The sequence below is a fragment of the Streptomyces sp. NBC_01689 genome (genome assembly GCF_036250675.1).
Taxonomy (GTDB): Bacteria; Actinomycetota; Actinomycetes; order Streptomycetales; family Streptomycetaceae; genus Streptomyces.
This window is the reverse complement of the sequence record NZ_CP109592.1, coordinates 1,307,378-1,332,525: the sequence shown is the minus strand read 5'-3', so window position 1 is coordinate 1,332,525 and position 25,148 is coordinate 1,307,378. Positions and strand designations below refer to the sequence as shown.

Sequence of the window (25,148 nt, the reverse complement as noted above, 5' to 3'; positions counted from 1 at the left end):
CGGAGGGGGCACCCCCGGCGGTGGACGGACGCCTCGACCGCCGAGCCCGGCCCACTGGCACGGCGGTTGCTTGCGCTCCCGTGCCCGCTCGCGTGCTCTTCCTCCTCGCTCTCGCCGGACACCCGGACCGGGCTCCGGGAACCCGCCAGGAGCCCACCGTCCCCCGAACTCCTGCGATCCCACGGGCGATTCAGCAGCCGGTGGGCGTGAGCCGCGGCCGATTCCGACCATGCGGAGCTATCCCTCGGGTGGGATCCGGTAGACGGAGACGTGAGAACGCGAGTCGGCGGTGAATCGGGCACCGGCCCAGTCCGCATGCCTGGTTTCCAGTTCGAATCCGGCCAGCCGGGCCATGAGGTCGAGCTCGGCCGGCCAGACGTAGCGATGAGGGCTGCGGAACAACCGCGCCTGCTGGGTCTCGTCGAAACGGAAGTGGTGCGATACGACGTGCTGGTGGAGGACGTCGTAGGTGTCCAGCCCGATGTAGCCGGGTTCGGACTGCCAGACGGTGGCCGTCCGGCCCGGCGGGAGCTGGCGCAATTCGGGTACCCAGAGCTCGATGACGAACCGGCCGCCCGGTGCGAGGTGGCTGGCCGCGTTGCGGAAGCACTGCACCTGCTCATCCTGGGTGAGCAGGTTGGAGATCGTGTTGTACACGAGGTAGACGAGGGCGTACTTCCCAGGAGCGACGGTCCTCGCCATGTCACCGATGATCACAGGGATCGTTGCTTCATCGGCCTTGGTTCGCAGTTGCTCCACCATCGGGAGCGACAGCTCGATGCCGGTGACAGAGACTCCTCGCCCGGCGAGCGGGACGGCCACCCGGCCTGTCCCGATGGCGAACTCAAGCGCTTCTCCGCCACCTGCGAGCTGGGCGAGACGGTCCACGGCCGGTTCCAGGACCTCGGGCGCGAACATTCCGGAACCGGGCGTGTCATAGCGCTGGGCGGTATCGGCGTCCCAGATTTCCTGCTGCTGCATTCCGCCAACGCTTGCCGCCGGCCCATGCGATGTCCACCGAGTTTTTCAAAGCGCTTGTCATGAAGGCATCAGGAACAGGCACTGACCATGTCTCATATTGTCTGAGCCACGGGAGGATGCCCAGCCGGGCCGACGCACTGGGCGTCATCCTGCTCCGGCCGGAGATGAAACGCGGGCATCGACGTCACCACCGGACGTCAGTGCTCGGCGAAACGGAAGTGCCGTGAGCAGGACCAAGATGCCGAAGAGCGTGATCGAAACCAGGTCTGTCGGACGGAGAAACGCGGTGGGACGCGCCATGACCGCGCTCCAGGTAACGCTCCCGGTGCCGATCACGTCCGCGAGCACGACCGTGGCAGCCAACAGCGGCCCACCGGGGCGGGCACGGATGATCATTAGTGCGGCCAGAGGATCCAGCAGCAAGAGCACGTGGAAGAGCAGTCGGACGAGTATCGGCGCGTAGTTGTAGGCGTTCAGCCCGTCCGTCAGCAGAAAGTATCCGTGCGCTCCCGTTTTTTCGAGGAACCCGACCACGTACACCGTGGCCGTGCACCGGATCCAAGCCGGGCGGTTCCCCCATTACTGGTGGCGACGTACTGGCGCACGTACTTGACGTTGCGGCAGGTGGCGCCGTTGTTCGGAGTCTCGAAGCGTGCGGCGGACCGCATCCTCGATCACCTGGGCGCCCTTGTTGGCCCTCTCGCCGGCCCGTCGGCCGCGTAAGGACACCGTCGACATCGTCGACGGCGCTCTCGTGCCGACGCGTGATCGCGGCGTGAACCGCCTCCGGCAAGAACTGTCGGTACTCGACGAACTTGCAGGTCGTGATCGACGCCAACAGCCGCCTGGTGGTGGCGATCGGCCTGCCGCTGCCCTGCGGCCGCAACGACTGCCGGGCGTTCACGGAGTCCGGAGTGGACCGGGTCTGCCGCGGCGTCTCCACCATCGCCGACGGCGGACACCAAGGCACCGGCCTGCTTGTCCCGCACCGCAAACGACCAGGTCAGACGCGTCTCAGCCCAGACCGCGAAGCGGCGAACGCCGTCCACCGCCGGGCGCGAGTCCGGGTGGAACACGCCCTGTCGCGGTTGAAGAACTGGAGAATACTGCGTGACCGCCGACTCAAGGGCGATGACGTTCACCAGGCCATGCTCAGCATCGCCCGACTCGACAACCCTGGCCCTCACCCCGTAACTCACACCCCATACGGGACATCCTCCGGGGCCACGCTCCCGCCCGCCTGCCACTGGGCAAGTGACGTGAAGTCACCCGCCGCGCTTCCTGCGGAAACAGTCCGGCTAATGTGTCGCGACAATCGGCGACGCGAGGGGTGGTACGGCATTGTGGACAGAGGGCAACGGGAATACCGGAAACGCAGGAGCATGCCACGGGCAACCAAGGTGATCTTGGTCTGTTGGATGCTGTTGACGGCAGTCAAACTGATCGGACTCGACAGCGACCACCCTTGGCCGGCGTGGTTCGAGGCAGGCATGGTTTTCGCCCTGCTCGTGCTCTTCATCTGGCTGCTGGTACGTCTGCGGGTCGGGCGCACCCTCGTCGGGCCGGCCGGGGTGACCACTCGGGGAGCCGTGATCAGCCGCCACCGGGCCTGGCCCGACCTCTACGACATCAGGATCGAGCCGAACCCGGCCGGGCTGCGCAGTCCCGCTCACTTGACATCGGCCTACTGCATGGACGGGCGCCGCTTGCCGCTCTTCTTCCTGGACAGCCGGCAGTGTGACGACCTCCCCGCGGAGGTGGAAGCCATCCGCACCGGTGGTGCCGCGTGGCGCGGCATGCCCTGGACCCGCCTGCCGGAGGTGGAGGAGAGGATCCGCCGCCGAGCGATGCGGTGGATCATTTGGAACAGGGCCTTCATCTGCATGCTGTACTCATACTTGCCTGCGCTCTTCGTCGTCTTGTGGCGTGTCTCCCATGGAGAGGACAGCCATCCGGCCCTGTGCCTCGTATGGGGGCCGCTCGTGGTCCTGCTCGCTTGCCTGTCACTGTTCGTGGTGAGGGAGTCCCGGCGACCGTCCCGTCCGGAATGAAAGGCTCGTACGAAGAGTTGCCGAGGCCGGCGGGGCCAGTCGTCGTGGGTCCGGGGCCAGGAGAAGCCGATCACGGTCGCGGGAGTCGCTGTACTTCGTCGCTGTGGTGATTGCGAGCTCACTCGGCAGGTACTCGGTTCCCCGCCGAGGTGGAACGCTTGCCCGGATTGCGCCAGGCGATGGCGCCCGCAATCGGGAACAGGACCATGATGATCGACCGTCCGGCCTTCCGCATCATCTGCGCGATCACCGACAGCGTCATGCTCTTGTGAAACCTGCGACCCATCAGCGTCTTGATGCGCGCCAGTGTCCACGTCGGGTCCGGCCAGCCGTGCGCGACCGGCCCCTTGGCGAGCCTGCTCGAGCACCGTGAACGGGGCCTCACTCAGCTTGGGCCGTGAGACGGGCCCGGCAGACCGCAGCCCCTGGGTGCCGGCGTCCTGCCAGGCTCGGCGCCAGCGCCGCCCGGGCGCACGCTCACCCGTACGTCCTTGGCGACCTCGACGTTGGCGGCACCCGCAGCAAATCGCTCCGCGGCCTCCGGCCGGATCCGCTCGCGTAACGCCTGCCGTTCAGGGGTCAGTCCACCACCCTGCGGACATCTCGCACAACTGGCTCACCGCGACGATCACACATCATCAGCCCCCAACGGCATCACGTCGAAGAGCTCAGTAACGGTCGATCTTCCTCTTTTTTTAACAATCTCTCTCAAGTCCGGCTTGTTGTCACTACAGCCTCTTCGAGAGTAATGGGCGGAAAGTAAGATTTCCGCCTCATGTCCGCATTGGCTTCGCTACGCTCCACATCTCATCGCCCAGGAGTGGACGGGAGGGTCCGTTGGCGGCCCAAGTAACAATCAATGAGAGTGTGTTGTGGGTAGGTGGCGAGGCCTATCCGCTGCGCAACATCTCCCATGTCGGTCAGAGGAAACTGACGGTCGACAAGGGTGCCGCATGGAAGAAGTTCATCCTCCAGAGCCTGGGCTGGTTCATCCTGGGCGGCATATTTGCCTCTGCCGTCGGCACCGTGGGAACGATCCTCTTCCTCGCCGTCGAGGCACTTCTTGTCTGGAGACTGGTCTCGGCCCTGCAGAAGCCCCCGGTGTACGGCCTGATCCTCAACACCTCCGGCACCCAGCGTGAGGCCATCTGGTCCACGCGGCAGGAGGAGATCCAGCAGCTGGTCTACGAGATCACCAGGGCGATCGGCAACCCGGACATCGCACAGACGGTTATCAACGTCGCCCACGCGGTTCAGGGTGACGTCATCCACCAATACGGCCAGGGCAGCATCGGCAAGGCCCAGCACAGCGGCAGCGGGAACATCGGGGGATCATGAGCAGCGACCAGTTTCATCAGTACGGCTCGGGCAGCATCGGCAAGGCCGAGCACACCGGTTCCGGTGACATCGTGGCCGGTGGCAAGACCGTCGGCCTGACTGAAGGGGGGCCTGCGGTGGAGGCCCTCCTGCGGGAGATCGAGAAGCTGCGCCCGCACCTGGACGAGAAGGACCAGGCAGAGATGGATGGGGCGGCCGACTCGATCGCCGAGGAAACGTCTGCTGAGCGCCGGCGTGGCTTGGTACAGCGCATTTCCGGAATCGCGGCGCTGGTCGGCGAGGTGGGCGTGCCGGTGATCGCGGCCGCGAAGGCGCTGTTGGCGGGCTAACAGCGGCTGACACAATGACGTGGATCGGCGCTGCCGGCCGTGTCCGGTCGACGCGTTGGGCGTTGTCCGGGTCATGGGGGCTTCGCCGGGGATCGTGCCGGACGACTTGTGGGAGCGGATCGCGCCGCCCCAGGAGCTCGGATTCGGCTCGGGCATGACGTGTTGGAGACGGCCGCGGGACCGGAACGAGGCCGGCGTCCGGCAACAACTGCACGGGGTACTGCCGGCCGAGCTGACCTCAGCCTCCAGGGCAGGCCAACATTCGCCTCGCACCCTCGCGGACGATGCCGTCGATCAGCGAGCCGGTCTCGGTCGCTGCATCGGCATTGACTAGGCTCAGCACGGGGCGTGCCTTCCCGACCGACGGTGCAACGTCGGCCTACTCGATGACCAGAAGTCGATCATCTGGACGGTACGCCCTTCGCGTCCAGCCCGAGACCGGTCCACAGGTCGTGAGCATTACTCACGGCCCCACGGAGACTGGCACGCTGCCGCACAGAGGAACCCCTTCAACCGCATGCTCGGCCAGCTCTACCACTGCCTTCAGCACGGACACTTTTCGGGGAGGCCGTTCCCTTCCCCCTCGCAACCGAGGCTCTCGCAGCATGAGATACCTCAGCCACCGGTCGCGAGGGACCAGCGCTCTTGGATGACGGCCTGCTTCCGCTCAAGTTCCGCATCCATCACGCGATTGGTGAGGGTCCCCGGAATCGTGAGCGAGCGCCCATGGGTCCTGATGACATGAAGGTCCGACCTGGTTCTGCTCCGTGACACCCGCTGCCGCTCCTCGATGCGCGCGACCTCGCTCCAGGGAACCACTCGCCTGCTGACGAAAGCACTAGCGAGATCCACGCCCGCCCCGCTTCACATCGCCGCCCAGCGGCGGAACAGGTGGGCCCGCAGGTGAACGATGGATCCTCTGGACGCTGCCTACTACAGCGCTGGCAGCGTCCATCAGGTGCTCAGGTGCTCAGGTGCTCAGGTGCTCAGGTGCTCAGGTGGTCGGATGCTCAGTCGTTCAAGCAGGAACCGCCTGGTCCAGGAGGGTCTGGAGGTACAGGCCGCGGTGGGCGTCGAGTTCCGCGGGGACGCCGGTGCGGACCGCGGTGGCGAACTCGCGGCGCAGGATCGGCCAGCACTCCTCGTGGTCGATGCCGGTCGTGTCGTAGGACAACGGCTGTTGCGCGCCGAAGAGTTCGACCCGGGTGAGGGCCTTGGGGACCTGGACCGCGCCGGACAGGGACGCCTGGCTGACCGCGCCGTTGGCGTGCTCGCAGGTCAGTTCGATCCAGCGGCGGGGATCGCCGGTGCCGCGGATCGAGGTAATGGGGCCGACGGCGGCGTCCAGGAGGTCCAGCAGATGCGGGCCGAGGTCGAGCAGCGCGCCGTGTTCCAGGCGCCAGCCGGTGGCGAACTCCCCACCCAGGAAAGCACCGTGGAGGTAGTGAGAGCGGGCACCGGAGATGTCGAGCCCGCGGGCCGCGTCCAGGAAGGCCCGGGTGGTGGGGTGGTAGCGTTTGGTGAGGACGAGCTGTGAGACGACACCTGCCTCGGCGATCGCGTCGGCCACACGCCGGGCCGCGGTGATGGCGGGGCCGAGCGGTTTCTCCAGAAGCAGGGCCTTGCCTCGCTTCGCGGCCAGCGGGGCGAGTTCGGCCTGGACCGCCGGCGGGACGGCGAAGGCCACCGCCTCGCAGTGGTCGAGCAGTTCCTCGAACTCGGCGGCAGCGTACGCGCCGTAGGGGGCGGCGGTCTCGCGGGCCGCCTCGTGGCGGCGGGCCCATACGGCGGTCAGGCGGGTCTCGGGTCCGGCGGCCAGGACGCGGGCGTGCATGGCGCGGGCCCAGGGGCCGGCGCCGACGAGCCCGACGGCGACGGGTTCATCGCTCCAACTGGTTGCTGTGGCGGTCATGATGGGCGGCTTCCTGTCTGTGCGGAGTTCGGCGGGCGCCGGCGAGGACCGGTCGGCGAGGGCCGGTCGGCAGGTCCGGTCGGGGAGGACCCGCCGGGGTGGCGGTTCGGTCTCGGCGGGGACGTCACCGTGTCAGGTGGGCCAGCCGGGCGTCCGCGCTCGCCGGGGAGTAGAGGCATTCGACGACCATCGCTCCGGCCCCGAGCAGGCCGGCGTGGTCGCCGAGGTGGGAGGTGAGGACCTGGAGGTTGGCTGTGGCGCGGGGCATGGCGCGCTGGTAGAGCAGTTCGCGCACCCCGGTCATGAAGGGGACGCTGGACAGGTCGCCGGCGAGCATGAGTACGCCGGGGTTGAGCAGCGTGACGACGGTGACGAGTACCTCGCCGACCCGGCGTCCGGCCTCCCTGGTGAGGCGGATGGCGTCGGGGTGGCCCTCGCCGAGGAGTTGCCTGACGTCCTGGCCGGAGGTGGTGTCCAGGCCGAGCACGGACAGTTCATGGGCGATGGCCCGGCCGCTGGCCACGGCGGCGAGGCAGCCGTAGCCGCCGCACATGCACAGGGCGTCCGGGCGGTCGTGCAGCCGGATGTGCCCGATGTCGCCGGCACCGCCGTCGACGCCGCGGAACACCTCGCCGCCGATGACGACGCCTGCGCCGATGCCGGTGGACACCTTGACCAGGACGAAGGCCGAGCAGTCGCGGTGGCCGGCCTGCTGCTCGGAGAGTGCCATCAGGTTGGCGTCGTTGTCGACGAAGACGGGCACAGGCCCGCCGTCGGCGCGTTCGGCGTGCACGTGTTCGGCGTAGGCGTGCTGGAGCCGTTCCCGTACGGGGTAGCGGTCCCAGCCCGGCATGATGGGGGGTTCGATCACGCGGCCCGACTCCCAGTCGACCGGCCCCGGCACGGACAGGCCGATGCCGGCCACCCGGGCCGGGGTGGTTCCGGCCCGGGTGATCAGATCGGGGAGCCAGGTGGCGAGCCGGTCCAGGACCGGCTCGGGGCCGTCGGTGATGTCCAGTGGTGCGGTGGTCTCGGCCAGGACGGTGCCGGCCAGGTCGAGCACGGCGACGCGGGCGTGCCGGGTGTCGAGGTCGACGGCGATGACCGAGGCGTGCCCCGGGTCGAACTCGATCCGGCTGGAAGGCCTGCCTCCGGTGGAGGTTCCGGAGACATGCCGCAGCCAGCCGACGCCGCCCAGCAGGTCGAGCCGCGCTCCGATGGTCGAGCGGGACAGCCCGGTGACCCGTTGCAGGTCCGCACGGGTGTTGGCCCGGCCGCTGCGGATGATCTGGAGCAGTCCGCCCGCGCTGACCTGGCTCGGCGTGATCATGGTGTCTCCCCCTGAACTCAGCTTTTGTCCGCGCCGCTGGTCAGGCCCTCGGTGAGCATGCGTTCGGCGGCGAAGAACAGGACTACCACGGGGATGGTGAGGACCACCGATCCGGCCATGAGAATGGTCTTGGGTACCTCGACGCCGTTGGACAGCTGGGACAGTCCGAGGGACACGGTCCACCGGTCGGGGTTGGCTGCCAGGAACAGCAGAGCGAACAGGAACTCGTTCCAGGCGATCATGAAGACGTACAGTCCGGTCGCCATCAGGGACGGCAGGGCGAGCGGCAGGATGACCTTGCGGACGGTCTGGAGTCTGCTGGCTCCGTCGATGGCGGCCGCCTCCTCGATGGAGGCGGGGATGGTCACCAGGTAGTTGCGCAGCATGTAGATCGACACCGGTACGGTCTGCGCGATGTAGACGACGGCCAGGCCTATGAGGCTGGAGGACAGGCCGATCTTGGCGAAGATCACGAAGAGCGGGACGGCGAGCAGGGTCGAGGGGAAGAGGTAGACGGCGAGGAAGAGCGCGCTGATCTGGCGGTGGCCGAAGAACTTCAGCCGGCTGACGGCGTAGGCGCCGGGCACCGCGGCCAGCAGTGTCAGCACGACCGTGCCGAACGACACGAGCGCGGAGTTGATCAGGAACTTCAGGAAGCCCTGGCCGCCGTCGGAGGTGGGGCGCAGCACGTCCCGGTAGGTGGTGAGTGTGAAGTCCTTCGTCGAGACCCACAGCGAGCCCGGGTCGAGGAGCAGCGAGTCGATGGGCTTCAGGGACAGCAGCACCATGTAGTAGAAGGGCAGGATGGTGATCACCGCGAGGAACGCGATGACGACCCAGCGCAGGACCCCGAAGAACTTGTCCTCGAAGCGGGCCCGGGTCAGGGCGGGCCTTGCGGCCGCGGGCTTGGTGGTCACGATTCCTCCTGCACCTTGTTGCCGAAGAACTTGAAGTAGAGGCCGAGGAGGATCATGAGCGCGACGGCCAGCACCATGGCCTGGGCCGCGGCTGCTCCCACGTCGTAGCGGGCGGTGAGGAAGTCGTAGACGCGGACGGCGGCGACATCCGTGCCCGCTCCTCCACCGGTGAGCAGGTAGACGTCGTCGAACTTGTTGAACGTCAGGATGAAGCGGAGCACGCACAGCAGCGCGATGACCGGCATGAGCTGCGGCAGCAGGATGTGCCGGAAGCGCTGGGTGAGGGTGGCGCCGTCGACCAGCGCGGCCTCCTCCAGCCCGTCCGGGACCGCCTGGAGGCGGGCCAGGATGAACAGGAACGCGAAGGGGAAGTACCGCCAGCATTCGAAGGCGATGACGGTCAGCAGGGCGAGCGGTATGTCGAAGTGCATGCCGAGGAGGTGGACTTCGTACGCGCGGGTGGAGAGGAAGGCGATCGGGTCGTCCCAGCCGAACAGCTTGTGGCCCCAGTTGTTGACGATGCCGTACTGCGGGCTGAGCGCGACCTCCCAGACGAACGAGACGGCGACCACCGGCGCGACGTAGGGGAGCAGCATCGCGGCGCGCAGCAGGCCCCGGCCGCGGAACGGCCTGCGCAGGGCGAGCGCGGCGACGAGGCCGAGGGCGACGGAGCCCAGGGTCCCGCCCGCGGTGTAGAGGAGGGTGGTGCCGAGGCTGGACCAGAATCCGGCGGAGCCGAAGACCTGGTCGAAGTTGCGCAAGGACCAGTTGCCGAACAGGCCCATGCCCTGAATGTCGACGAGCCTGGCCTTCTGGAAGGCCAGCAGCACCGTCCACAGGATGGGCAGGATCACCACGACGAGGACGACGATGAAGGTGGGCGTGACGAAGGCGAGGCCCGCGCGGTTGGCGCGCCGGCTCGCGGTCATCGGGCGGCGGGTCCGTGCGGGGGAGCGGTGAGCGTCCCGGTCGCCGGTCCGCGGGCGCTCGGGCGCGCGGGTTGGAGCTGTAGTCATGAGGGACCTTCGGTACGTGCGGCGGGCGGCTACTGCAGGGACTTCTTCAGGGCGGCGACGTCGTCCTGGGCTTCGCTTGCCGCGTCGGCGGGGGAGATCTGGCCGCTGGTCATGGCGCTGATCGCCTTCGGCACCGGCAGTTCACCGTTGGTGGCGCCGACGAGGGCGCCCTCGCCCTGGGTGATGCCCCAGCGGCGCATGTTGCTGACGCCGGCGACGAGCTGGTCGAGGAGGCTTTCGGGGTACACCTGGTCGAAGGGCTTGCGGGTGTCCACGCCGATGTCGGCGTGGCGCCAGGCGTCGATGTACTCCTGAGGCGAGGCCGCGGTGCCGTCCCGGACGGGGATCTTGCCTTCGGGGGCCATGCCGATCCACGCCTTGTAGCCGGGACCCATCATGTACTCGATGAACTCGCGGGAGGCCGCGGTCTCGGCCGTCTTGGTGGTCACCCAGGAGGTGACCTCGCCGAACTGGGCGGGCTGTGCCGCGTCGGGGCCCTTCATCGCGGTGACGATGCCGGTGTGGGCCGCCAGCCAGGCGCGGTCCTTGTGGCACTGCGGGCAGCTGGGCAGCGCGTCCGACCGCAGTCCGGCCAGCTCGTCCAGGAGGAACGTCGACCAGATGATCTGCGAGGACTGCCCCGCGAAATAGGTGGCGCGGGTCGAGTCGACGGTCTGGGTGCCGGGTGCGCCGTAGAGGTGGGCGAGGGCGTCGTAGGCCCTGAACGTCTGCGCGCACTGCGGTGAGTCGAGGGCGACCCGGTGCTTGTCGTTCACGAGCTGGCAGTCGTTGGCCAGTGCCGTGCTCTCGAAGCTCTGCGAGGTGAAGGCGTCGTTGGGGTCGGTCGCGGCGGCCATGCCGTAATTGCCCCGGCCGGTGAGCGCCTTGGCGGCGTTCACGGCGTTCGCGTAGGTGTCCGGGACGGGCAGGTGCTTCGCGTCGAACTCGTCCTTGCGGTACAGAAGCAGCTGGAGCCAGGCGTCGGAGGGCACCCCTAGCGTGGTCTTCCCGTCCGCGGTCAGGCGCAGCGCGTTGGCGTTGAACGTCCCCGGGCCCAGCTCGGAGACGATCTGCCGGGGGATGCTCGTGTTGAGCATCCCGTTGGAGTACATCTGCCAGACCTGGCCCATCGGGGCCGCGCCTATCACGTCCGGCAGCGTGCCCGAGGCCGCCGCGGACATGATGAGCTGTGGCATCTGGCCTTCGTCCACGCCTACGAGGTGGACCTTGATCCCCGTCTTCTTCTCGAACCCGTTCACGACCTTCTGCGTCACGGCCATGCGGTCGGGCAGGTTCTCCTGCGACCAGACGGTGATCTCGCGGTCCGGCTTCCCGGGCCCGGTACTGCTCGCGCAGCCCGTGAGCAGCCCGAGCCCCAAAGCGGCCGAGACGCCCACCGCGGTCATCGTCGACCGCCGGCTCCTGGTGTGCATGCTGTGTCCTCGTGTCGGCTTACGTCTACTGGTCACGCATCTCAGCATCACTTTTGCTTGTTGACAAGACATAAGTTGCGGATATCGTCGTCACAACCCGATCGAACATCCCCCATCCGGAGTCATCCGTGGAACGCGTCGTCCAATTCACCGGCCCCCGCCAAGTAGAGGTCGCCGAGCACGTCAGGGCCGAACTGCCCGCGGGTCACCTGAGGGTCCGCACCCGCTACTCGGGCATCTCCGCCGGCACCGAGCTCACCGCCTACCGCGGCACCAACCCGTACCTCACCCGCACCTGGGACCCCGAGGCGCGCCTTTTCCGCGACGGCGCTCCCGGCATGGAGTACCCGGTCGCCGGCTGGGGCTACTCGGAGGTCGGAGAAGTCTCCGAGGTCTCTCCCGAACTGGCCGCGACCCCGGGCGTACCGGCCGTCGGCGACCTGGTGTGGGGCATCTGGGGCCACCGCAGCGAGGGCATCGTCCCCGTCGAGCGGATGATCGGCCACACCCTCCCTGCCGGACTGGAGCCGCTGGCCGGAGCCTTCGCCCGCGTCGGCGCCATCGCCTACAACGCCGTGCTCGCGGGAGACATCCACGTCGGCGAGGACGTCACCGTCTTCGGCCAGGGCGTCATCGGCCTGATCACCACGCGCCTCGCCCAGCTCAACGGCGCCCGCGTCACCGCGGTCGACGCACTCGACGGCCGCCTGAAGACCGCCAGGCAGTATGGCGCTTCTCACACCCTCAACGCCCGCACGGACTCCGTCGCCGAACGTGTCCGCGAGGCCACCCATGGTCTCGGTGCCGACCTCGCCATCGAGATCAGCGGCGCCTACCCGGCCCTGCACGAGGCGGTCCGCTCGGTCGCTGTCGGCGGCCGCGTTGTCGCCTCCGGCTTCTACCAGGGCGACGGCATCGGACTCCGCCTCGGCGACGAGTTCCACCACAACCGGGTGCAGCTCATCGTCTCCCAGATCGGCGGCGTCCCCCCGCAGCTGTCGAACCGCTGGACCGTCGAGCGCCTCCAGCAGACCTTCCTGCGGCTGGTCGCCGAGGGTCAGGTCGACGTCGCCTCCCTCGTGAGCCACGTCGTCCCCGTGGCCGACGCCGCCGACGCCTACACACTGCTGGACGAGCGCCCCGCCGACGCGCTCCAGGTTGTCCTGGAATTCTGAAAGGCTCCCGATGATGCTCAAGACCGCCGCCCAGGAGCAACTCCTGCCCGGAGAGACCCTGCAGGCCAAATGGGAGTTCGCACAGGACGCCGGCTACGACGCGATCGAGCTGCGCGCCAAGGGGGACTTCCACTTCGCCTCCCGCCTTGACGAGCTGAAGCAGGCGCAGAAGGACGGCGTCGTCATGCCGACCGTGTGCGTCGAGATGCTGCACTTCTTCGGCGCCTTCGACGACGACCTGCGCCGCGACGCCATCGCCCAGATGAAGTCCCAGCTCACCGTGATCGGCGAGTTGGGCGGGCTCGGCGCGCAGACGCCCGCGTCCTACGGCATGTTCTCGCGCCGCCTGCCTCCCTTCGAGCCGCCACGCACCGAGGAGGAGGACCGCCAGGTGCTCCTGGCGGGGCTCACCGAACTCGGCGAGCACGCCCGCAAGGAGGGCGTCACCCTTTTCCTCGAACCGCTCAACCGCTACGAGGACCACATGGTCAACCGGCTGGAACAGGCCGCTGACCTGATCCGCGAAGTCGGCCTCGACTCGGTCAGGATCGGCATCGACAGCTACCACATGAACATCGAGGAGAGCGACCCCGCCGCCGCCGTCGTCGCCCACGCCGACGTCATCGGGCACGCCCAGGTCTCGGACTCCAACCGCTTCCAGCCCGGCGCCGGACACCTCGACTGGGCCGCCTGGCTCGGCGCCCTGCACACCATCGGCTACGACGGCTACCTCGCCGCCGAATGCCGCCTCACCGGCGACCCCGTCGCCGCCGTCCGCTCGGTCCCCGCGTTCCTCAAGAGGTCCGGCGCGTGAAGACCCTTCTGGACCGGCCCGCGCCCACCGCTGCCGCCGACCTGACACTCCGGCGCGGTGCGGCGCGGGTCCTGCTGGACAACTGGACCGGCACCTCCACCGTCCCCTCCCGCACCCTCTACCCCCACCAGTGGAGCTGGGACTCCGCCTTCATCTCCATCGGGCTGCGCCACCTCTCCGTGCGCCGGGCCCAGCAGGAACTGGAGTCGCTCTTCGCGGCGCAGTGGGCGGACGGCCGCATCCCGCACATCGTCTTCAACCCCGCACTGCCGCACGACGCCTACTTCCCGAGCCCCGCATTCTGGCGCTCCTCCACGGCCGGCCGCACCGCCGGGGCACCGGCCGCCACCGAGACCTCCGGCATCGTGCAGCCACCGGTGCACGCCCTGGCCGCGCTGCTCGTCCACCGCGCCGACCCCGACGAGTCCCGCCGCCGCGGCTTCCTCGCCCGCGTCCACCCGCACCTGACCGCGTGGCACGACTACCTCCTCGTCCACCGCGACCTCGGCGGCGCGGGCCTGGCCGCCGTCGTCCACCCCTGGGAAGCGGGTACCGACAACAGTCCCTCCTGGGACACCGCGCTGACCCGTGTCGAACCCATCGCCCCGGACACCTTCCGGCGCGCGGACCTGAACCACGGGCAACCCACCGACCGTCCCACCGATCTCGACTACGGCCGCTACGTCCGACTCGCCACCGACTACCGCACGGCCGGCTACGACGACCGCGCCACGCGGTTCGCCTTCGCCGTCGAGGACCCCTGCTTCAACGCCCTCCTCATCGCCAGCGAGTACGCACTCGCCGAACTGACCGCGGAACTCGGCGGCGACGGCGGCCACCACCTGCACCGCGCCGCCACCCTCACCGAACAGCTGCTCACGCGGCTCTGGGACGAGAACGCCGGCCTGTTCAAGGCCCGCGACCTCACCAGCGGCGAACTCGTCGACGAGCGCACGATCAGCGGCCTGGTCCCGCTGATCGTGCCGCACCTCCCGCAGAACGCCGTACGGCACCTGGAACAGGCGCTGCGCGGACCGCACTTCGCCGCCCCCGGCACCTGTCTCGTCCCCAGCTACGACCTGACCGGCCACGCCTTCGACCCGCAGCGGTACTGGCGCGGACCGGCCTGGTTCAACACCGCCTGGCTCGTCCACCACGGCCTGCGCACCCACGGCCTGCACTCCACCGCCGCCCGCCTGCGCGAAGGCATCCTCACCGAGGCGGCGCGCTCGGGATTCGCCGAATACATCGATCCCGTCACCGGCGACGCGCGCGGCGCACGGAACTTCTCCTGGACCGCCGCCCTGGCCCTGGACCTGCTCAGCTCCACCGGGGCCGGGGCCGGGCTGGAAGAATCCGCCGCGCTGCGGGAAGCGGCCGTGCTGCCCGCTCTGCGGACCGTCGTCAAGGAGTCCCCGGCATGACCACCACAGGCACCCTGATCCAGCTCGTCCGCGACGCCACCTTCGCCCACCTCGGGCCGCAGGGCAGCATCAGCGGAACCCGCGGCACCACACCCGACGGGATGTTCGCCCGCGACGCCCGGCATCTCAGCCGCTGGCAGCTGGCCGTCGACGGCGACGCACCAGTCGTCCTCAGTCCCGCCGTGCAGGAGTCCGACGCCACCCTGACCTGCGTCCTCACCCCCCAGGGCACCCGGGACGAACCCCCCGCCTACACCGTCTTCCGACGCCAGAGCGTCAGCGCCGGCGCCTTCACCGAACACCTCCGGCTGGTCAACAACCGCCCAGGACCGGTCACCGCCCACGTGACGCTGACCGTCGACTGCGACTTCGCCGACCTCTTCGAACTCCGCTCCGACGGCCGCCACTACGACAAGGGCGACGCCCGCCACACCACCCACAGCACCCCCGCCGGCGTCCGCTTCACATACCGGCGTGCCGACTGGCACTCCACCACCGACCTCACCTGCCGGCCCGCACCCGACACTTCGGAGATTCCCGTCGGCACACAGGACGACCCGACCGGGCGCGTCCTCGGCTGGAGCCTGCGTCTGGACGGCCACGGCGAGGCCGAACTCCACCTGACCGCGCACGCCCGCCCCAACGGCCGGCCTCTCACGGAGACCGCCCGCCCCGCCCCCGGAACCGCCGACAGCCGAGTCGGCGACGACCTCGACCGGGCCTGCGCCCGGGGCCTCGCCGACATCGACCTGCTGACCGTCGCAGCCCCCGGCGTCGACGGCGATGACGTGTACGTCCCCGCGGCCGGCATCCCCTGGTTCCTCACCCTGTTCGGCCGGGATTCCCTGCTCACCTCCTACTTCCTGCTGCCCTACCGGCCAGAGGCAGCCGCCGCCACCCTCAGCGCGCTCGCCGCGGTGCAGGGACAGCACCACGACGCATTCAGCGGGGAACAGCCGGGCCGCATCGTCCACGAGACACGCCACGGCGAACTGGCCCACTTCCGCCAGATCCCCTACGGCCGCTACTACGGCTCCGTGGACGCCACCCCCCTCTTCCTCGTCCTGCTCCATGCCCACCACCAAGCGACCGGCGACCCGTCGTCCGCTCTCCGCCTCGAACACCATGCCCGGCGCGCGGTCGACTGGATGCTCACCGACGGCGGCATCGGCGAACACGGCTACCTCGTGTACCGGCCCGACCCCGGCGGCCTGGTCAACCAGAACTGGAAGGACTCCGCCGGAGCCGTCTGCTTCGCGGACGGCACCCAGGCCGAAGGCCCCATCGCCGTCTGCGAGGCCCAGGGATACGCCTACGACGCCCTCGTGCGCACCGCCGAGCTCGCCGAACTCGTCTGGCAGGACCGGGCGTACGCCCAGCAACTGCGCAAGCACGCCGACGCGTTGCGCTCGCGCTTCCTGACCGACTTCTGGATGGAGGAAGCCGGCTTCCCGGCGCTCGCCCTGGACGGCAGCGGCCGTCAGGCCGACGCCCTCGCCTCCGACGCCGGACACCTGCTCTGGTCCGGCATCCTCGACACCGAGCACGCACACCGGGTCGGGAAGCGCCTGCTGCGGCCGGACTTCTTCTCCGGCTGGGCCGTCCGCACCCTGGCCGCGGGCCAGAAGCCGTACCACCCGCTCTCGTACCACCGCGGCAGTGCCTGGCCGCACGACAACGCGCTCATCGTCCTCGGTCTCGCCCGCCACGGCCTGACCGAGCAGGCGGAAACCGTCACCGAGGGCCTGATCACGGCGGCGGCCCACCACGGCGACCGGCTGCCCGAGGTCATGGCCGGCTACGCCCGGACGGACACCGGGCGCCCCGTCCCGTACCCGCACTCCTGCTCACCGCAGGCATGGGCGGCGGCGACACCGCTGGCCCTGCGTTCGGCCCGAGAGGGCCGGATCCAGTGACGAACCGGTGACGGTCGCGCGGCAGGTGACGGCCGCCCCGGCGGCCCTGGCAGCCGTTTGGTTCCTTCACCCGTTCGGACGACGGGGGCTGTTACACACTTCCGCGGACCCGACCTCCGCCGTCCAGGCTGCTGGCGGCCTGGAGGGCGTCGATGCGGGTTTCGATGCCGGCGGGGCCGGTGTCGGCGAGGGCGAACAGCAGTGGGGGAAGACGGGGTAGCGCTTGTGCCACTCCTCGGGCGGGGGTTCCTGGCCGATTACATGAGCGCATCGGGGATGACGGCTTCTCCGCTGCCGAGGGAGTGGTGGACTTCGGGTATCCGGTCCAGCGGGCGGAAGAGGTCGCCGCGTGCACCTGCTCGGTCGTCGCCATCTGGTACGCCCGAAACGCCACCGCCGCGCCCCGAGTGGCCTGGCACCTGTGGGAGAGCCCCGGCCCGGGGGACCGGCCCTCGTGCGCGGGCTCATCGCCCGCCCGGACCCTGAACGCCGCAGCCGCAGGCGGCTTGCACCGCGACAGCTCCACCCCACACCGGTCCCTACACCGCCCTGCACCAGGGCCCCGACCACCACGGCGACCTGCGACAACGCGGAACAGGGTGGGGGAGGGCGGGGACCCTGAAAGCGGGGTTGGCGACCAGTGGTGACACCGGTCCGGGACGGAGTTGTCGGAACGTGACCGTGGTCGGCTCTTCGTGGTCGCCAAACCGGTCGGGGGCGGCTGCTGCCCTGTCCCGACGCGGCGGCGCCGCATCAGGTGCGGAGGCAGGCCGACGATGACGCACGTGAACCCCGACGCGGGCGTAGCAGACCGGCTCGCACTTGTGGTGCCGGCACGGGCGCGTTCCTCGTGTCAGCATCCTTCGGGGTGCTCTGTGCACGGGGTGCTCAGCCGTGCGCGGCCGCTTCAACTCGCTCTAGTAGGCCACGCACGGCGCCCGGCAGGGCAACCGGCTATTCATTCGTCCGCGGGTGCGGGTGGTGCGTGCTGGGTGAGCTGGTTCTCCAGGGCGGTGCGGATGTCGGAGCAGAGCTGTCCGGTGCGGGCCCAGTCGACGATCAGTTCCGACACGTGCCGCAGCTTGATACCGGTCGCCGTCGAGACGCCGTGGAGCACATCCCGGCCCTGCTGCGGGGTCAGACGACCCGTGGCAACGATGACTCCGATGGCCTGGTCGACGACGGCGTGGGAGCGCATGTCTTCTTCGAGCTGCGCGTTTTCGTTCTGGAGTTCTTCCGTATGACGCTTGGTGTGTGACGTCAGTGCGTCGCGTCGTGCTGGTTGCGCATGGTCGGCCTGGACCCTCACCGTGCCTCCACATCTGGTCCCTGGGCGTACACCTGTTCCATGATTTGTGCTGCCCTCAGGGGGCGGGAAGCACCCCTGTCGGGCAGCGTTCAGAGACCTAGATCACCACGTCGGAGCAAGGGCGGCGACCCGGACAACGGTGTGCCGCGGAGTGATGAGAAAGAGAAGGAGCGCTCACCGGGCCCTCGCCGATACCGGGCGTGGGGTGAGGGCCCGGAGTCAGGGCGGAGCCCGGGCCCTCAGTCCCGCCCAGCGGCAGTGGTGGTACCTGCGTGCGTTATCCGATCAACGACCGCCGCAGGCGCCAGACACGCCGCGCCCCTCCTTCCCCTGACGGCAGGAGGGGTATCCCCGCTCCGGACGGGGCCGACCACCGCGTCGACAACCCCGCCCGTAACGGTCCGCGCCCTCCAGCACTTTGCATTGCGTCGCTGCAGGGCACTGCCATGGTCGGGCTGGCCTGGCGAGCCCGACATCCCTCCCTGGACTCCCGACTGGCCCCACTGCCTGGGCCCGGAGCGGTGGTGAGCCTCCCTCATCTGCCGACGGGTACTCGCCAGGAGGTGAGGTGCCCACGGCCGACCACCGCATGCCACTACTCGGCGTGGCGTCCTGTCCAACCCGGGGCGCCCGCCCGTATGCAGCCCGTCGTCGTCCGCTCTGGAGCTGCGCGCGGCACCCGGGCAAAGCCTTGTGAGCCGGGCCCGGGGCAGGGTCCCGTGGCCCGGCTCGCCCGCCGCACGGCGGGCGGTGGTCCGGAGCTGCCGTGGACAACCCGGCAATCAGGCTTTGAGCCACGGCCGACCAAGCCGTCATCCGGTCGCCGTGTTCACCGCGGCACGATCCGCGGACCGGTGCCACGATGCTGGCGGGAGCCCTGCCACGCACTGGACAGTCACCAGGGGCGCCCTTCACGCGCCGTGCGCGGCCGTCAACCCCTCGTGCGGCCGCGCACGGCGTTCCCGCTCTCCACCCTGCGCCCCTGCGACATCATCGTCAAGATCACCACTACCAATATCTGTGGTTCGGACCTGCACATGTACGAGGGCCGCACCTCGTTCGAGACTGGTCGCACCCTGGGACACGAGAACCTGGGGCAGGTCGTGGAGGTCGGCCCGGCCGTCCGCAAGGTCCAGGTCGGCCAGTACGTGGTCCTGCCCTTCAACATCGCCTGCGGCTTCTGCAAGCAGTGCGAGCGGGGTCTCACCAATTACTGTCTGACCATGCAGCCGGAACCGGCCCTCGCCGGAGCCGCCTACGGATTCGCCGACATGGGCCCCTACCAGGGCGGCCAGGCAGAACTGCTGCGCGTGCCCTACGGCGACTTCAACGCGCTGCGTCTGGGCGAGGACGCCGCCGAGCGGCAGACCGACTACGTGATGCTCGCCGACATCTTCCCCACCGGCTATCACGCCACCGAGATGGCCCACGTCAAACCGGGCGACCAGACCATCGTCTACGGGGCCGGTCCCGTCGGGCTCATGGCGGCCTACTCCGCCCTCCTCAAGGGCGCCGGCCGCGTCTGGGTGGCCGACCACCAGCCCGACCGGCTGGGCAAGGCGGAGGAGATCGGGGCCATCCCGATAAAACGAGGTCTGACCGATCATCCGCCCCCGCCACGGACAGACGGGCAGCGCACGGGACCGTTCCCCGCCCCGCGCGGTGGCGTTCGCAGCCGTACTGCGCGGCCGCGATGTCCGAGTTTGATGTTGGTGTTCTGACAGGCAGCTCCAACAGCTGAGGAGCGCAGCCCGGCCGCCCTGTGGGGCATGGGCGCCGCTGGCCCGACCACGCCTGCTTCCGGGCGCCAGCGCCTCTTTCAACGGGTACTCGCGTGCACCTCGTCACGTATGGCGACCCCAATAGAAGGTCAATACCAGGTCAAGTAGGGGGTGCACGAACGCAGAGATCGGGGGTACATGCCGACACGGACGACGACATCGGGAGGGGCCATGGCAGACGACAGAGTTGCGGAAGCGATACCAGGGGCAAGGCGCGCAGCAGGAGTTGAGCAGGCGCGACGGCAGGAGTCCGAGGCTGAGCGCGCCGACAGGCAGTGGAACGAACTGATGCAGGAGATTCGTGTAGCGCAGACAGGTGTCCAGATCCTCTTCGGATTCCTGTTGAGCGTGGCCTTCACTCCGGCTTTCGGGCACCTGTCCGACACGGACCGGATCATCTACATCACCACCGTCGTCCTCGGCTCGACCGCGACCGGCGCACTCATCGCACCGGTCCCGTTCCACCGGTGGGTGTCCGGCCGCAGTATCAAGGCGCAAGCGGTGCGGTGGGCCGCGCGGCTCACCTTCCTCGGCCTGACACTGCTGGTTGCCACGCTCACCTCGGCTCTGTTCCTGATCCTGCGGGTGGCCACGCATGACGCCTTCGTACCGTGGCTGGTGGGCGGGGTAGTGGCCTGGTACGGCGCGTGCTGGATGGTGCTGCCGCTGTGGGCGCGGCAGCGGTACACCTCCCGGACAGTGGATGCCAACTGACGACGTACTGCCGCTACAGGCACCCGCACAACAGGGCGGCCCTTCGCCGCCGACACGTGCCGAAACCCAGGCCTGTCAGACGACCCAGCCTCGCCGCATCGTCAGCGACCCAAGGCGAGGACGTGTCCAGATCGTCGGCGGACGGGGTGGCCGGTCAGTGACCACGGTGGGGCGCTTCCCGGGCCTCAGTCGAAGTCGGTGATGCAGCGATGGGTCGACGTGTTGCAGACCCTGGCCTCGCTCGGTATCTCCGGGCCGTAGTAGCCCCACTCAACGAACGTCACCGTGCGGTCCGGCACGAGTCGGGCCGCCGCCTGGTGGATGACGCCCCGGTGGTGGCCGGCCCCCGTGAGACGGAAGGGGCCGGCGTCGTCCACGATGACGGCGAGCGAGTAGTAGTACTGGTGGCGTGAGTTCGTCGACCGCAGCAGATCGTTGAACCCCTGGATCCGGCCGATCTGCGTCGCGGGCTCGTAGCCCGCCCGGGACACGGGCACGGTGGCGCTGCCCGTGTCCGGGCCACAGGTGAGGGACATCGCATTCTGGAGGGAGTGCCCCAGGCAGTAACGGTCGCCGGAGATCCATCCGAAGGCCCTGGCGCCCTCGCTGTTCCGCCGGACCACCACCACCGCCTCCTGGGGTGGTCGGAGGGCGTCGGCGGGGAGGGTCGCGGCGCTGAGAGCCCTGGCCAGGACCTCATCCGCCGGTCCGAGCCCCGCCGCCGCGTCCACCGGGCGAGCCGGGCCCGCGACGGCCGCCGGCTTCGCGGCAGCCGACGCACGGGCCGTGGTGGCGGGCGGGCGTGCGTCCTGTCGTCGGTGTCCGTCGCCGTCGGTGCATCCGGGGAGGGCGAGCAGGAGCACGCCGCACACCGCCGACCGTCTCATCGATCCAGCTCTCACTGGTGCCCCCTGGGTAGTTCTCCCCTGCGGGTAGTAGGGGGCATGTACATGCGTGGTTCGAGGGGGCGCGACGGCTCACGCCCCGACGTGGGTGTGCGAGGTGGCCGCCCTCGGAGTGGTCGCACGGGAACACCGACGACTGCACCCAGTTCACCGCCGTGATGGAGGCGATACGGGTGCCCCGCCTCGGCCCCGCGTGCGGCCCTCCCATGTCCTGGGCGGCAAGGGCTACAGCTCGGAGGGCCATCCGTACTTGGCAGCGACGCCGGGGTATCAGCCACACCATCCCCGAGCGGGCCGACCCCAGGTCCGCAACCGGCACCGACGCGGCAGCCGGGGCGGTCGCCCGCCCGCCGCTCTTCGACAGGCAGCTCGGCAAGCGGCGCAACGTGGTGGAACGGTGCTTCAACCGCCTAGAACAGGGGCGCGGTATCGCGACCCGCTACGACAAGACCGCCGAGTCCTACCAAGTAGCCGTCAGCCTCGCATCGCTGTTGATGTGGGCGTGACATTTGAAGAGAACTCCTAAGGGAGCTCGAAGCAGTAGACCCACCCTCCCGGCCTTCGCCTTGATCGGTGCCCCTTGGGCGGGGCACATGATCAGACGAAGGCCGGGCTCACGTCCCGGAAACCCCCGGCACGGCGATCATGTTCGATACACAGTTCGAGGCCAGCTGTACTCGGCGATCCCGGGGCAGAATGAGGTCGCTATGGATACGGATACCTTTCAACTCACCGCTCATGGCCTGGTACTTCGCCAATGGACGAGTGACGACCTCAATGTCATGCAAGAGCTGTTCGACGACCCCGATGTCGCTTATCGGACGCCCTTGGAGTCGCCGTTCGACCAGACCGCCGCGATGCGATACCTGCACAGCGCGCAACAAGCCCGACGTGGGAACGAGCGGATCCACCTGGCCATCACCACCGACGGGCAACAGGCCCTGGGGGAAGTCCTCCTCAACCAGGTCACCGGCAGCATCGGCTACATCGTGGGCGCCGCCCACCGGGGACAGCGGCTGGCAGTGCGCGCTGTCCAGGCGGTGACCGAGTACGCGCACACCAGCGCCGCCCTGCCGCGGGTGATCCTGGAGATCGAACCCGACAACCACCCCAGCATCGCGGTCGCGCGGTCCGTCGGCTTCCACCCCGCCAACTCGGCACCCGAGACCGTCACCGACAAGGGCCGGACCTACGAACTACTCGCCTGGGAACACCACCCGACAGCCAGCCGAGGTTGAAAGACATGCTGAGCGGCGGGACGTACTGGCCCGAGGTCGGCGACTTCAAGCGCGTTGCCGGCGATCTGGCGGCCCTCGCGCGGCGCGAGCTCTGCGACGGGCTGAGCCTGACGCCGCCGGAGCCCGACCGGGCCCTCCTTTGGATGGGACCTGCTGCCGGCCAGGATGTGCGGATCTTCGACACCGTCGTCGGAGACTTCGTCGCCTACGGGCAGGGCGATCGCGCCGCGGTCATCGCCGGAGTCCGCCGGATCCTCAGCTCCATCAAGGCAGAAGGGCCTCTGTGGCCCGATGATGACTTCCTGCCGCCCTTCGGCGGTCGTGCCTGAGGCTCCCAGCACATCTGCCGGCGACGGCGTCGACGTGTACGGAAATTCAGTGCGAGCGGGTACGCGGACACGGGCGCGGCAGCGGCTGCTCTCGTCAGGTCACCGCGAGACCTGTCGCCGTAGGCCCTGCGCCGGTCGGGGACGGCGAATCGATCACACGCCATCCGACCGTCGAGCAGGTCCCAGCGACGCGCACGTAACGTGTGAAACCCACCACTATCCACCCATCAAAACCGTCGAATAGGTAAAAGTGGCCTGTTGGAGACGATTGCCCCCTCTGTGAATCGGCTGTGGGCTTCAAATACCGACGGCATGGGAGAAGCGTTTGATCACCGCACGCAAGCGACGCATCGTACTGATGGCTTCGGCCGGGGCGCTGACGCTCACGGCCCTGGCCGGTACCAGCTACGCCGCCACCGGCGACACCGCGGCTCGCCCGGCAACGCGGGCACAGGCGGATCAGGCGGACACCCAGGACGCTTCCGATGCCCGAATAAAGATCACGCCTGGTGGGGCCTACGGCATCGGAATCAACTACCCCGTGAATGTCACCGTCAGTGACGGCGTGCTCACCAAGGTGACCATGACCGCCGTCGCGACCGGCACCGAGGTTCCGGGCACCCTGTCCGCGGACGGCACGTCCTGGAAGCCGAACGGCCTACTGAAACAGGCCACCCGGTATCAGGTCGCCGCGGAGGCCGAGGATGCAAAGGGCCGCTCTGCCAACGAAAACGCCGCGATCTCCACAGACTCCCCGGCCAACGACTTCCTCGGACACCTTTCACCCGAGAACGGCTCGACCGTCGGTGTGGGTATGCCCGTGACCTTCAACTTCGACAAGGCGATCGGCGACAAGGCCGCCGTCAAGTCGATGATCCAGGTCAGCTCCAGCAGCGGCGAGCAGATTGTCGGTCACTGGCTCAACAACAGCCGGCTGGACTTCCGTCCCGAGCACTACTGGAAGCCCGGCTCCACCGTCACCGTCAAGATGAACCTCGACGGTGTCCAGGAGACGGCCGCGTTCAAGATCGGCCGGAGCCAGATCAGCACCGTCGACGCCAAAACGAAGCATATGTCCGTCGTGCGGGACGGCAAGACGATCAAGACCATCCCTGTCTCGTCCGGCAGCGCCGAGCACCCGACGTACAACGGCCAGATGGTCATCTCCGAGAAGTACCGGCAGATCCACATGAACGGTGCGACTGTCGGCCTCACGGAGAAGAACGGCAAGCCCTCATACGACATCGAAGCCGTGCCACACGCCATGCGCCTGACCGCCTCGGGCACGTTCATCCACGGCAACTACTGGGGAGGCGACGCCGTCTTCGGCAAGGTCAACACCAGCCACGGCTGCGTCGGCCTGAAGGACGTCAGGAACACAGGCGAAGGAAAGCAGCCTGCCGCATGGTTCTTCGACAACTCGATGACCGGTGACGTCGTGATCGTCAAGAACTCCGCGGACAAGGCCACCCTGGCCCCGGACAACGGCCTCAGCGACTGGAACATGCCGTGGAGCACGTGGGTCTCGGGCAGCGCGTCGAACTGACGCCGCGTCGCTCACGCACGCGAACCTGAACCTCCCATCAGGAGGCGGCCGACACATCACCGCCTGCCTCGGTCCTGACGACGTCGCTTGTGAAGGGCACTTGCATGCGACGGGTGGAGCCCCGCCCGGTCTTCGGGCGGGGCTCCATGAGCGATGACCGGCCCGCGCTGGGTCAAAGTCCATTACGGGCGCGGCGGCGGACCGCGTCATACCGGCCATCGTGCAGTCTTCGGGCCCGAGGGGGCAACGAGCTCACGCAGTGCGCAGGGCGCCGACTGCTTCATCCGAGGGCCGGCGCGAAGCCGCCCAGAAGGAAACATGCGAGGGAAGCGACGGGCCCCAACCACTCCGGGAGTCCAAGCGCGCTGCGCTTTTCGAAGCCATGTCCGGCCCTTGGGACGGCGGCGTCGCGGCGGCGCAGCAACTCCTCTGCAACGGCGTCCCGCTTGGCCTTGCCCGTGAGAGGAGCGGCATCGAGTGCGGCCACCGGCAGGCGGCCGTATCCCGATACGACAAGGATGAGGGCAGTCCGTCCCTCCAGTGCCGTGATCGAGTGGTAGGGGACGAGGTAGCGCGTGAACAGGTTGTTCACGCGGAAGCGTTCCTGCCCGAACGATACGTATGGGGTCAGGAACAGCCGCCACGTCACGTACAGGCCGAGCAACGTGGGAGACAGCAGCATCAGCCGAG

At 68.9% G+C, this 25,148-nt stretch carries 21 protein-coding genes and 3 pseudogenes; 13 read left to right on the top strand and 11 right to left on the bottom strand.

Features of this window, described 5'->3' with window-relative positions:
* Positions 1-237: 237 nt before the first annotated feature.
* Positions 238-981: a class I SAM-dependent methyltransferase gene (locus OG776_RS05645; RefSeq protein WP_148011498.1), complete on the bottom strand. Its 744-nt coding sequence runs from the start codon at positions 979-981 to the stop codon at positions 238-240.
* Between the two features lie 144 nt (positions 982-1,125).
* A complete protein-coding gene (locus OG776_RS05640; protein WP_187285792.1) occupies positions 1,126-1,515 on the bottom strand; it encodes a hypothetical protein in 390 nt (129 codons plus the stop codon).
* On the opposite strand from OG776_RS05640, the pseudogene OG776_RS05635 reads away from it, so the two are divergent.
* Positions 1,483-2,156: pseudogene (locus OG776_RS05635) on the top strand (transposase); the annotation flags it as partial. The gene OG776_RS05640 and the pseudogene OG776_RS05635 overlap by 33 nt on opposite strands.
* A 1,090-nt stretch (positions 2,157-3,246) precedes the next feature.
* Here the strand turns inward: OG776_RS05635 and OG776_RS42380 are convergent.
* A pseudogene (locus OG776_RS42380) lies at positions 3,247-3,615 on the bottom strand (IS630 family transposase); the annotation flags it as partial.
* A gap of 254 nt (positions 3,616-3,869) precedes the next feature.
* On the opposite strand from OG776_RS42380, the gene OG776_RS05625 reads away from it, so the two are divergent.
* On the top strand, positions 3,870-4,370 hold the full coding sequence (locus OG776_RS05625; RefSeq protein ID WP_329319286.1) for a DUF6232 family protein: 501 nt from the start codon (positions 3,870-3,872) through the stop codon (positions 4,368-4,370).
* Positions 4,367-4,699, top strand: coding sequence for a hypothetical protein (locus tag OG776_RS05620; protein WP_148011494.1), 333 nt, complete (start codon positions 4,367-4,369; stop codon positions 4,697-4,699). The genes OG776_RS05625 and OG776_RS05620 overlap by 4 nt, the downstream gene beginning before the upstream one ends.
* 1,018 nt (positions 4,700-5,717) lie before the next feature.
* Here the strand turns inward: OG776_RS05620 and OG776_RS05610 are convergent.
* The 5 genes from OG776_RS05610 to OG776_RS05590 all read right to left on the bottom strand — a co-directional run bounded on the left by OG776_RS05610 (position 5,718) and on the right by OG776_RS05590 (position 11,307).
* The gene (locus OG776_RS05610; protein WP_148011493.1) at positions 5,718-6,611 is read right to left on the bottom strand and encodes a Gfo/Idh/MocA family protein; all 894 of its coding nucleotides are present in this window, start codon (positions 6,609-6,611) and stop codon (positions 5,718-5,720) included.
* A gap of 124 nt (positions 6,612-6,735) precedes the next feature.
* Positions 6,736-7,941, bottom strand: coding sequence for an ROK family protein (locus tag OG776_RS05605; RefSeq protein WP_148011492.1), 1,206 nt, complete (start codon positions 7,939-7,941; stop codon positions 6,736-6,738).
* Between the two features lie 17 nt (positions 7,942-7,958).
* On the bottom strand, positions 7,959-8,825 hold the full coding sequence (locus OG776_RS05600; protein ID WP_148011551.1) for a carbohydrate ABC transporter permease: 867 nt from the start codon (positions 8,823-8,825) through the stop codon (positions 7,959-7,961).
* A 29-nt stretch (positions 8,826-8,854) separates the two neighbouring features.
* Entirely contained in the window at positions 8,855-9,874 is a 1,020-nt protein-coding gene (locus tag OG776_RS05595; protein WP_148011491.1) for a carbohydrate ABC transporter permease, read from the bottom strand.
* Between the two features lie 29 nt (positions 9,875-9,903).
* Positions 9,904-11,307 (bottom strand): ABC transporter substrate-binding protein, encoded by a 1,404-nt coding sequence (locus tag OG776_RS05590; protein ID WP_148011490.1) that lies wholly within the window; start codon positions 11,305-11,307, stop codon positions 9,904-9,906.
* Positions 11,308-11,435: 128 nt separating this feature from the next.
* Between OG776_RS05590 and OG776_RS05585 the strand changes: the two genes are divergently transcribed.
* Genes OG776_RS05585 through OG776_RS05570 form a run of 4 tightly spaced genes read left to right on the top strand, consistent with a single transcriptional unit; the run spans position 11,436 to position 16,636 of the window.
* Positions 11,436-12,482 (top strand): zinc-dependent alcohol dehydrogenase, encoded by a 1,047-nt coding sequence (locus tag OG776_RS05585; RefSeq protein ID WP_148011489.1) that lies wholly within the window; start codon positions 11,436-11,438, stop codon positions 12,480-12,482.
* 13 nt (positions 12,483-12,495) lie between these two features.
* Positions 12,496-13,296 (top strand): sugar phosphate isomerase/epimerase family protein, encoded by an 801-nt coding sequence (locus OG776_RS05580; protein WP_148011550.1) that lies wholly within the window; start codon positions 12,496-12,498, stop codon positions 13,294-13,296.
* A complete protein-coding gene (locus OG776_RS05575) occupies positions 13,293-14,720 on the top strand; it encodes an MGH1-like glycoside hydrolase domain-containing protein (RefSeq protein ID WP_329319279.1) in 1,428 nt (475 codons plus the stop codon). Before OG776_RS05580 ends, OG776_RS05575 begins: the two co-directional genes overlap by 4 nt.
* Entirely contained in the window at positions 14,717-16,636 is a 1,920-nt protein-coding gene (locus tag OG776_RS05570) for an amylo-alpha-1,6-glucosidase (protein WP_329319277.1), read from the top strand. Before OG776_RS05575 ends, OG776_RS05570 begins: the two co-directional genes overlap by 4 nt.
* A 958-nt stretch (positions 16,637-17,594) precedes the next feature.
* Here the strand turns inward: OG776_RS05570 and OG776_RS05565 are convergent.
* Positions 17,595-17,900, bottom strand: coding sequence for an ANTAR domain-containing protein (locus OG776_RS05565; RefSeq protein ID WP_329323662.1), 306 nt, complete (start codon positions 17,898-17,900; stop codon positions 17,595-17,597).
* 965 nt (positions 17,901-18,865) lie between these two features.
* Between OG776_RS05565 and OG776_RS05560 the strand changes: the two are divergent.
* Positions 18,866-19,531 (top strand): annotated as a pseudogene (locus tag OG776_RS05560) (alcohol dehydrogenase catalytic domain-containing protein); the annotation flags it as partial.
* Positions 19,532-19,897: 366 nt separating this feature from the next.
* On the top strand, positions 19,898-20,440 hold the full coding sequence (locus OG776_RS05555; protein WP_329319275.1) for a DUF6328 family protein: 543 nt from the start codon (positions 19,898-19,900) through the stop codon (positions 20,438-20,440).
* Positions 20,441-20,625: 185 nt separating this feature from the next.
* On the opposite strand, the gene OG776_RS05550 is transcribed toward OG776_RS05555, so the two are convergent.
* A complete protein-coding gene (locus OG776_RS05550) occupies positions 20,626-21,327 on the bottom strand; it encodes a hypothetical protein (RefSeq protein WP_329319273.1) in 702 nt (233 codons plus the stop codon).
* A gap of 224 nt (positions 21,328-21,551) precedes the next feature.
* Between OG776_RS05550 and OG776_RS42375 the strand changes: the two genes are divergently transcribed.
* The 4 genes from OG776_RS42375 to OG776_RS05530 all read left to right on the top strand — a co-directional run bounded on the left by OG776_RS42375 (position 21,552) and on the right by OG776_RS05530 (position 24,458).
* A complete protein-coding gene (locus tag OG776_RS42375) occupies positions 21,552-21,851 on the top strand; it encodes a transposase (protein ID WP_410093246.1) in 300 nt (99 codons plus the stop codon).
* A gap of 87 nt (positions 21,852-21,938) precedes the next feature.
* The gene (locus OG776_RS05540; RefSeq protein WP_443077206.1) at positions 21,939-22,583 is read left to right on the top strand and encodes a GNAT family N-acetyltransferase; all 645 of its coding nucleotides are present in this window, start codon (positions 21,939-21,941) and stop codon (positions 22,581-22,583) included.
* A gap of 5 nt (positions 22,584-22,588) precedes the next feature.
* Positions 22,589-22,912: a hypothetical protein gene (locus OG776_RS05535; RefSeq protein ID WP_329319269.1), complete on the top strand. Its 324-nt coding sequence runs from the start codon at positions 22,589-22,591 to the stop codon at positions 22,910-22,912.
* A 325-nt stretch (positions 22,913-23,237) separates the two neighbouring features.
* The gene (locus OG776_RS05530) at positions 23,238-24,458 is read left to right on the top strand and encodes a L,D-transpeptidase (protein WP_329319268.1); all 1,221 of its coding nucleotides are present in this window, start codon (positions 23,238-23,240) and stop codon (positions 24,456-24,458) included.
* Positions 24,459-24,738: 280 nt separating this feature from the next.
* Here OG776_RS05530 and OG776_RS05525 read toward each other — a convergent pair whose 3' ends face one another.
* Positions 24,739-25,140, bottom strand: coding sequence for a hypothetical protein (locus OG776_RS05525; protein WP_329319266.1), 402 nt, complete (start codon positions 25,138-25,140; stop codon positions 24,739-24,741).
* Positions 25,141-25,148: the final 8 nt, after the last annotated feature.